General features: G+C 54.8%; 4 protein-coding genes. All 4 read right to left on the reverse strand.

Annotated elements, in window-relative coordinates; translation table 11 throughout:
* Nucleotides 1-92 precede the first annotated feature (92 nt).
* The 4 genes from DUE52_RS26895 to DUE52_RS26910 all read right to left on the reverse strand — a co-directional run bounded on the left by DUE52_RS26895 (nt 93) and on the right by DUE52_RS26910 (nt 6,928).
* On the reverse strand, nt 93-1,535 hold the full coding sequence (locus DUE52_RS26895; protein ID WP_114409176.1) for a RagB/SusD family nutrient uptake outer membrane protein: 1,443 nt from the start codon (nt 1,533-1,535) through the stop codon (nt 93-95).
* A gap of 101 nt (nt 1,536-1,636) precedes the next feature.
* Nucleotides 1,637-4,972, reverse strand: coding sequence for a TonB-dependent receptor (locus DUE52_RS26900; RefSeq protein ID WP_229312327.1), 3,336 nt, complete (start codon nt 4,970-4,972; stop codon nt 1,637-1,639).
* Nucleotides 4,973-5,104: 132 nt separating this feature from the next.
* Complete coding sequence (locus DUE52_RS26905; protein WP_114409177.1) at nt 5,105-6,223, reverse strand: FecR family protein; 1,119 nt, start codon at nt 6,221-6,223, stop codon at nt 5,105-5,107.
* A 69-nt stretch (nt 6,224-6,292) separates the two neighbouring features.
* Nucleotides 6,293-6,928 (reverse strand): RNA polymerase sigma factor, encoded by a 636-nt coding sequence (locus DUE52_RS26910; RefSeq protein WP_114409178.1) that lies wholly within the window; start codon nt 6,926-6,928, stop codon nt 6,293-6,295.
* Nucleotides 6,929-7,360 lie beyond the last annotated feature (432 nt).

Here is a 7,360-nt window from a genome sequence, read left to right on the forward strand (position 1 = left end):
ATTTTCGCTCTTCGCCCCTAAATCCCCTAAAGGGGACTTCCAAATCTGGTTTAAACTGTGTCCAAGTCCCCTTTAGGGGATTTAGGGGTTAGCTAATACCCCGGATTCTGGTCTTTCACCGGATCGATTGCCTTGTTGTAATTCAGTTCGGAAACCGGGATCGGCCACAGGAAATGTTTGTCGGCGATGGTTTTTCCTTTAGCCGCCAGAATAATTTCCTGCGCTTTTCCCGTCCGTTTCAGCTCCAGCCACCGTTTGCCTTCGTACTGAAATTCATAACCGCGCTCTTTGACGACCAGATTCAGGAAAGCCGCCGTCGTGGGATAGTCTTCCAGCTTGAAATCGACGGTGGAAACCGCAGTTGGGTTTTTACCATACGCCCGGCGGTGAACCTGATTGAGGGCTTCCATCGCGGCTGCCGTTGGCGCACTACCCGCCCGGCCCGCAGCTTCGGCATAAATCATCAGCAAATCAGCGTAGCGATACCAGGGCACATCATTCCCGGCACCGGCAAATTCGAGCGAATTGGGGTCGATGAATTTCTTGCTCAGCAACGACGTGGCACCGATGCCGATGTTCCAGGAATACCAGATTCCCTTGCGCAGATCGGCATTGTCCCAGCTCTTGTAAACCGGGTTGGTGTTGTCGCCGTGCAGACCGAAAACGCCACCGCCACCGCCCAGAAATTTGGTTCCGGGGTGATTGGTCAAGGTCGGAAACAGGTTACCCTGTGCTGGCTGGCGGGAAAATTTCAGGTAAAAGATCTCTTCCGGCGTAGAAATCAGATCCGGGCCAAATACCTTCTGAAAGTCGTCGGACGTGGCAACCGGAATCAGCGAAAATTTGCCCGACTTGATCACCTCATCGGCCTTGTCACGGGCTTCGGCGAATCTTGTTAACTGCAAATAGACATCCGCCAGCATGGTTTTCGCGGCCCACCGGGTCGGTCGGCCTGGTTGCGTCACCTGGTCGGGCAGGTTGGTTTCGGCCTCTTTCAGATCGGCCAGAATCAGGGCGTAGACTTCATCGACGGTATTCCGTTTGGCATCGATTTCGGTCATGTTGGCTTCCGTCCGGATCGGCACACCGCCCCAGTTGCGCACCAGGTGGAAATAGCTGAACGCCCGCAGGAATTTGGCTTCGGCCACAAAACCGGTGACATCGGCTTTACTGATCGCATTGCCGTTGGGTGCATTTTTAATCACCAGATTGGCATTCCGAATACTGAGGTAATAGGCTTCCCAGGCACCGGAAACCCGGCTGATGTTCACGTTATCAAGGCCCTGGAAATTGTTCAGAACGGCATAACTGCCCCGGCCAAACGCGTAATCGATGTGGCCTTCCAGCACCGCGATGTAGACGCCCATGCCATTGGTCGAACTGCTGCGCAGGGGCGTGTAAATGGCGTTGGTGGCCGCTTCAACCTCCACTTTCGTGTTGTAGAAGGTTTCAACCGCCAGGGTTTTCGGCTCTTCCTTCAAAACATCCTCACAGGACATCAGGAAGAGCATGGGGAGAAGGAATATCTTTTTCATAGTAATTTCAATTTTGAATGATAGAATGAGTGAATGATAGAATGGGAAAAGAAGCTTGTGGATTTATTTATTCACTCATTCTATCATTCACTCATTCAAAATTAAAATCCCGCCCGCAGGCCGATGGTGATCGATTTGGCAGTTGGGTAACTGTACTGGTCAAACCCCTGGGCGGTGGAGTTGGCACCGCCGTTGGAGTTCACTTCGGGGTCCCACCAGGAATAGTTGGTGAACGTCAGCAGGTTCTGGCCGCTGGCGTAGAACTGCGCCGAGCGGATCCAGTTGACACCCCACTTCTGAACCGGCAGGTTATAGGCCAGCACAATGTTTTTCAACCGCAGGTATGAACCGTCTTCCACAAACCGGTCGGAGACATTGGTCCGCGTGGTGCTGCTGATGACCGGGTATTTGGCCGTCGTGTTGGTGGGCGTCCAGTGATCCCGCAGCACCTCGCGGGGCATGTTCAGGCCGTAGCCGTAATCGACCGTGTTGTTGATGGCGCTGCTGTTGAAGATGTCGTTGCCCTGGGTGCCCTGCAAAAAGATCGTCAGGTCGAAATTCCGGTACGACATATTGGAATTGAAACCGTAGATAAAGTTCGGGTTCGGATCGCCGATGTAGGTTTTATCCCGCACCGTGATGGCTTTGTCGCCATCCAGATCCCGGTATTTGATCTTCCCTTTTTCGTCATACCCGTCTTCGAGGTAGCCCCAGAAACGGCCCATCGGTTGCCCTTCCCGCAGGATGTTCCGCGTGTCGGTAATCGCCGACAGATCGACAAACCCGCCCAGAATATCCTGTCCGCCGTGCAGTTTGATGACCTTGTTGCGGTTAAAAGCCACGTTGGTGTTGACGTTCCATTTGAAAGCGCCGGTCAGCACATTGGCGTTGATTCCGAGTTCGAGTCCTTTGTTCTGTACTTCCCCGATGTTCTGGATGGTGGTTACGAATCCCAGCGAGGATGGCAGTTGAACGGTATTGAGCAAATCGCGGGTGTTTTTGATGTAATAATCGGCCGTCACCAGAATCCGGTTTCCCAAAACGCCGAAATCGATCCCGATGTCCTTCTGCTCGGTGGTTTCCCATTTCAGGTTTCCGGGCAGGTTGGTGCCGGGTGCATAGGCGGTATAAAGCGCATCGCCAAAGATGGTTTTCGCCGAAACGAGCTGATTCAGGGTCGCATAGGCCCCAATGGCCTGGCTACCCGTCAGTCCCCAGCTTACCCGCAGTTTCAGGTCGGAAACCAGTCGGCTGTTCTTCAGAAAATCCTCGTTGGAAATCCGCCAGGCCAGCGCTCCGGACGGGAAATACCCCCACTTATCGCCTTCGCTGTATTTGGAAGAGCCATCGGCCCGAAAGCTGAAAGTTGCCAGGTATTTGCTGTCAAAGGCGTAATTGATGCGCCCCAGATACGACAGAAGTGACGATTTGGAGTAGCCTGAGTTGGGGATGCCCGGCGTACTGGCCGCAGCCAGGTCGTAGGTCTGGCTGGTGTTGCTGATGTAGCCCTGACCACTGCCACTCAACGACGTGCTGACAAAATCCTGGTAGGTAAACCCGGCCACCGCCGAGACACTGTGCTTTTGCCGGATGGTTTTGGCGTAACTGATCGTATTCTCGTTCAGCAGACTCGTAAACTGGCTGGTGCTGACACTGGCCCCGCCCTGTGAGCCAAAAAAGTTGTTGGTGGTATAGGAATCCGTTCGGTCGTCGGAATTTTCAATACCGCCCGAAATTTTGATGGTCAGTTCCGGAATGGGGTTGTACACAAAAGCGGCATTCGTCATTACCCGGTTTCCCCGGGTGGCATTACTTTGTTCGTTGAGGGTGTTGATCGGGTTGCGCAGTTGCGTGTTGATGAACGCGTAGGTCGTTCCGAACATTTCGTAGGTTCCATCGGCCTTGTAGGGTCCCAGAACCGGCGGGGCCGAAACCGCCCCCGCAATCAGCGAACCACCCCGGTTGCTCCCCTGGCTGTTCTGGGCACTGGATTTGATCCGGGTGAGGGTGCTGGCCACATTGACGCTGAGCTTCCGGCTGATCGCGTGATTGATGTTCGCCCGCAGCGAATACCGGTTATAGTCGCTGCCCCGGATGATGCCGTCCTGATTAAACGTGCTGCCCGACAGCGAAAACTGCGTTTTTTCGTTGCCACCGCTGATGTTCAGCGCAACCGTTTTCATGGGCGCTTTCTGAAACACCAGATCCTGCCAGTCAGACCCGTTCCCGAATCCGTCGATCTGGGCCTGCGTAAAATACGGTTTCAGTCCGTCGTTGGTCGCCTGCTCATTGTAGAACGTCGCGTATTCTTTCGCATTCATCAGGTCCAGTTTTTTTCGCAGCGTCTGGCTGCTGTAGCTGGTTTCCACATCGACATTGGTTTTGCCGGCCTTGCCCCGTTTGGTCGTAATCAACACCACGCCATTGGCTCCCCGCGATCCGTAAATCGCCGTGGCCGAAGCGTCTTTCAAAATCTCGATGTTTTCAATATCGGCGTTGTTCAACACCGTCGGGTTGCTGCCTGACATCGGAAAACCGTCCACGACATACAGCGGCTCGTTGCTCCCCTGAATGGAGTTGGTCCCCCGAATCCGGACGCTGACGCTGCCCCCCGGCGCCCCGGTATTCTGCAAAACCTGCACGCCAGCCGCCCGACCCGACAAGGCCTGCAACACGTTGGTCGCCGGATACGAATTAATGTCTTTGGATTTGACCTGTGACAGTGAACCCGTCAAATCGCTCTTTTTGACGGTTCCATACCCCACCACCACCACCTCGTCCAGTGCCTTCTGATCGGGGGCAAGCCGGATGTCGAAAACCGTCCGACTACCGACGCTAACTTCCTGATTGACATAGCCCACAAAGGAAAAAATCAGTATGGCGGTTTCGTCGGGAACACTCAGTCGAAACGCGCCGTTGCCGTCGGTGGTGGTGCCGCGCGTCGTATTCTTCACCACCACACTCACGCCCGGCAACCCCTCCCCTTTTTCGTCGGTCACTTTTCCGCCCACCGACCGGTCGGCGGTTTGGGCCGTTTCTTCGAATTTGGGCGTCGGCGGAACACGCCCCATCCCGTCAGGAATCGTGGAACGGACGAGGGCGATCTGGCTTCCGGTGACGACGTAGCTCAATTGCAGCGGTTTCAGCAATCGGTCGAGCACATCCACCAGCCGTTCGTCGGTAGCGGCCAGTGACACCTTCCGGTCGATCTGGACTACCTGACGGCTGTATACGAACTTGACGTGTGCCGTTTTTTCCAGCGTCAGCAAGGCCTGCCGGACGGTGTAATTGTCCAGCCGAACGCTCACCCGCTGGTCGAGTAATTCCTGCGCCCGGGCTGCCAGCACGCCGTTGATCAGCAGCGCCGTCAGTACTACCTGGAGGAACGAAAGTCGCATAAGCATCCGAATCGTTTCGTGGTTTGTAAACTTGTACATAAATTGGGGGTGGTTTAGTTATTCCGGGCAAAGGAGTAGCTACACCGGTCCGCGGTGGCCCGAAAAGTGCCGCCGGATCGGTCAAATTACCCCGCTATGGTGCGAACATAGCGGGCTTTTTTTTTGGATGATTTACGGACAGCCCCGGCTGGAAACAATGATCCGGGCATCGACCACCTCGTAGGAGGCACCGATGGAGGCACACAGCAGCCGGAGTTGATCGTGGAGCGGTACGTCCGCCATCGACGCCGTCAGGGTGCAGTTCCGCAGCACCGTAGGATCATAGATAATTTCAACACCGTAGGCTTTTTTCAGTCGCTCAAACACTTCGGAAGCGTGAGTATCCTCAAAACTAAAGGTTTCCCGGTTTTCCGCAGGCGCTATTAAGGCAGGTTGTGTAACGAGTTCTTTCTGGTAATGATTCTGGCTGGCATCATACGTAACCTGCTGATTGGCAGTCAATACAACACCCGGCACTTCGCGTTTATCCGGTCGCCGGGACGCCATCCAGTCGCGCCGGTCCATCACCGACACCTTGCCCGATAACACCGACACTTTCATTTGCTTGTCGCCCGTTCGGGCCTGTACCCGAAACCGGGTTCCCAGCACGCGGGTTACCAGCGGGCCGCTGTAGACCAGAAACGGTCGCTTTCCTTCGTGAACCACCGCAAAGGTGGCCTCCCCTTTCAGTTGGATTTCGCGCTGACCGGCGTCGAACACGCGGGGATACCGCGCTTCGCTGTTGGGCATCAGCGTCATTTTACTACCGTCGGGCAGCGTCAGTCGGACGGGTTGCGACGTGCCATTGACCTGGTTGATCCACGGCACATCCGACGGTTTTTCCGAATCGGTAAAGGCTGCAGTTTCTGACTCGGGCGTTATCTTGTCCTGCCACTGAAACACGCCCCAACCTATGCCTACTAGCACAACAAGGGCTGCCGCTGTCTGCCAAAACCGGGTGCTCAATGACCGTTGAACCGTCTGCCAGCGCGACGGCTCCGGGGAATAACGGGCTAGCTTGACGATGCGCTCCACCTCCAGATGTTCCTGCTCGGGAGCCAGACTATGCGGGCGGTTTTTCAGGGCTTCGGCCATGTCTTTCGCCAGCAGCAGCGTGGCCCGTTGGTGCGGATTGTCCCGTTGCCACTGTTCCCAGAACCGCCGGGCTTCGGGCTGGCCGTGTTTGACCCAGGCCAGAAACCGGGCATCCAGCAGGAAATCTTCGACGGTATAGTGTTGATACGCTTTCATCGTGGTGTTGTGGAAGGGCTTCGGTCGTTAATAGGAAGGCTTTGGCGCGTCATACTCAGGGCGTCCGGTCTATTTGTGTCCGAACGCCAGCAACCCGCAACCGATTAACGACAACAGCGAAGGCCAGCTTTCCCGCAACCGGCGCAAGCCCCGGTGGAGCAGGTTGGCAACCGACTGCTTGTTCACGGCCAGAATGTCGGCAATCTCTTCGTTCGATAGTTCCCCGTAAAATTTCAGGTGAATCGCTTCCCGCTGCCGATCCGAAAGTTGCTCCAGTAGGGCGTTCAGACGGGCCGTCTGGTAGTCCGACAATTCCGTTCGGATCAGCGCCTGTTCCGCCGTAATTTCTTCCGAACTGACGTCGTCGAAAACAAAACCGTCTTCGCCGGTCACCGACGTATGGCGCATCATTTCCCGGTGGATTTTACGCCGGAGCGATTTGTAGAGGTACGGCCGGATGTATTGCGTTTGCACAATTTTGGCCCGGTACGTCCACAAATCCAGAAACAGATCCTGCATACAATCTTTCAGCAGGTCGGAATCACGGGTAAACCGGCCACCGTAAAAGTGGAGTTCCCGGTAAAAATGCTGAACCAGCGCCTGAAAAGCCTCCTGCGGCCCCTCCCGGAATTGCTGCCACAGCAGCGTTTCGTCGGTTTTCTCCCAGGCATTTTGACGTTTATCATGGATATCGGGTTTCAGCATGGTCCTTACGATTTACCGGATTCAGAATAGGCAGTCAGAGCACGTACGCGGTCGAAGGATACGACTGGTGGTTAATAGGGGATAAAATTCAACTAATACTCAGGATTGTGCAAAATTTATTTTAAAATCGTTTTGTCCCGTTTTCGCGGATTGTATACGGGAAAAATTCAATCGGGTTTTCATCAACGATCCCCGCCATTTTTCGCCCCGTTAGGGGCTCAACAGCGCAGCGTCGGTAGCCCCGACGTAATGGTTGTTTTTCCAGCGTGCCGATAGGTACGCAACAATTCGCAGGGAAAATGGGGTTGCGTACCTATGAACTGTCAAATTTTACAAGTTTGAAACCAAATTTTCTTCGGTTGGCAGGTTTAGTCGAGAATCAAACGGCTTCCCCGATTGTAAGACGGCTAAGGCCACCCGGATCCATTTATG

The sequence above is a fragment of the Larkinella punicea genome (assembly GCF_003334855.1).
Classification (GTDB): domain Bacteria; phylum Bacteroidota; class Bacteroidia; order Cytophagales; family Spirosomataceae; genus Larkinella; species Larkinella punicea.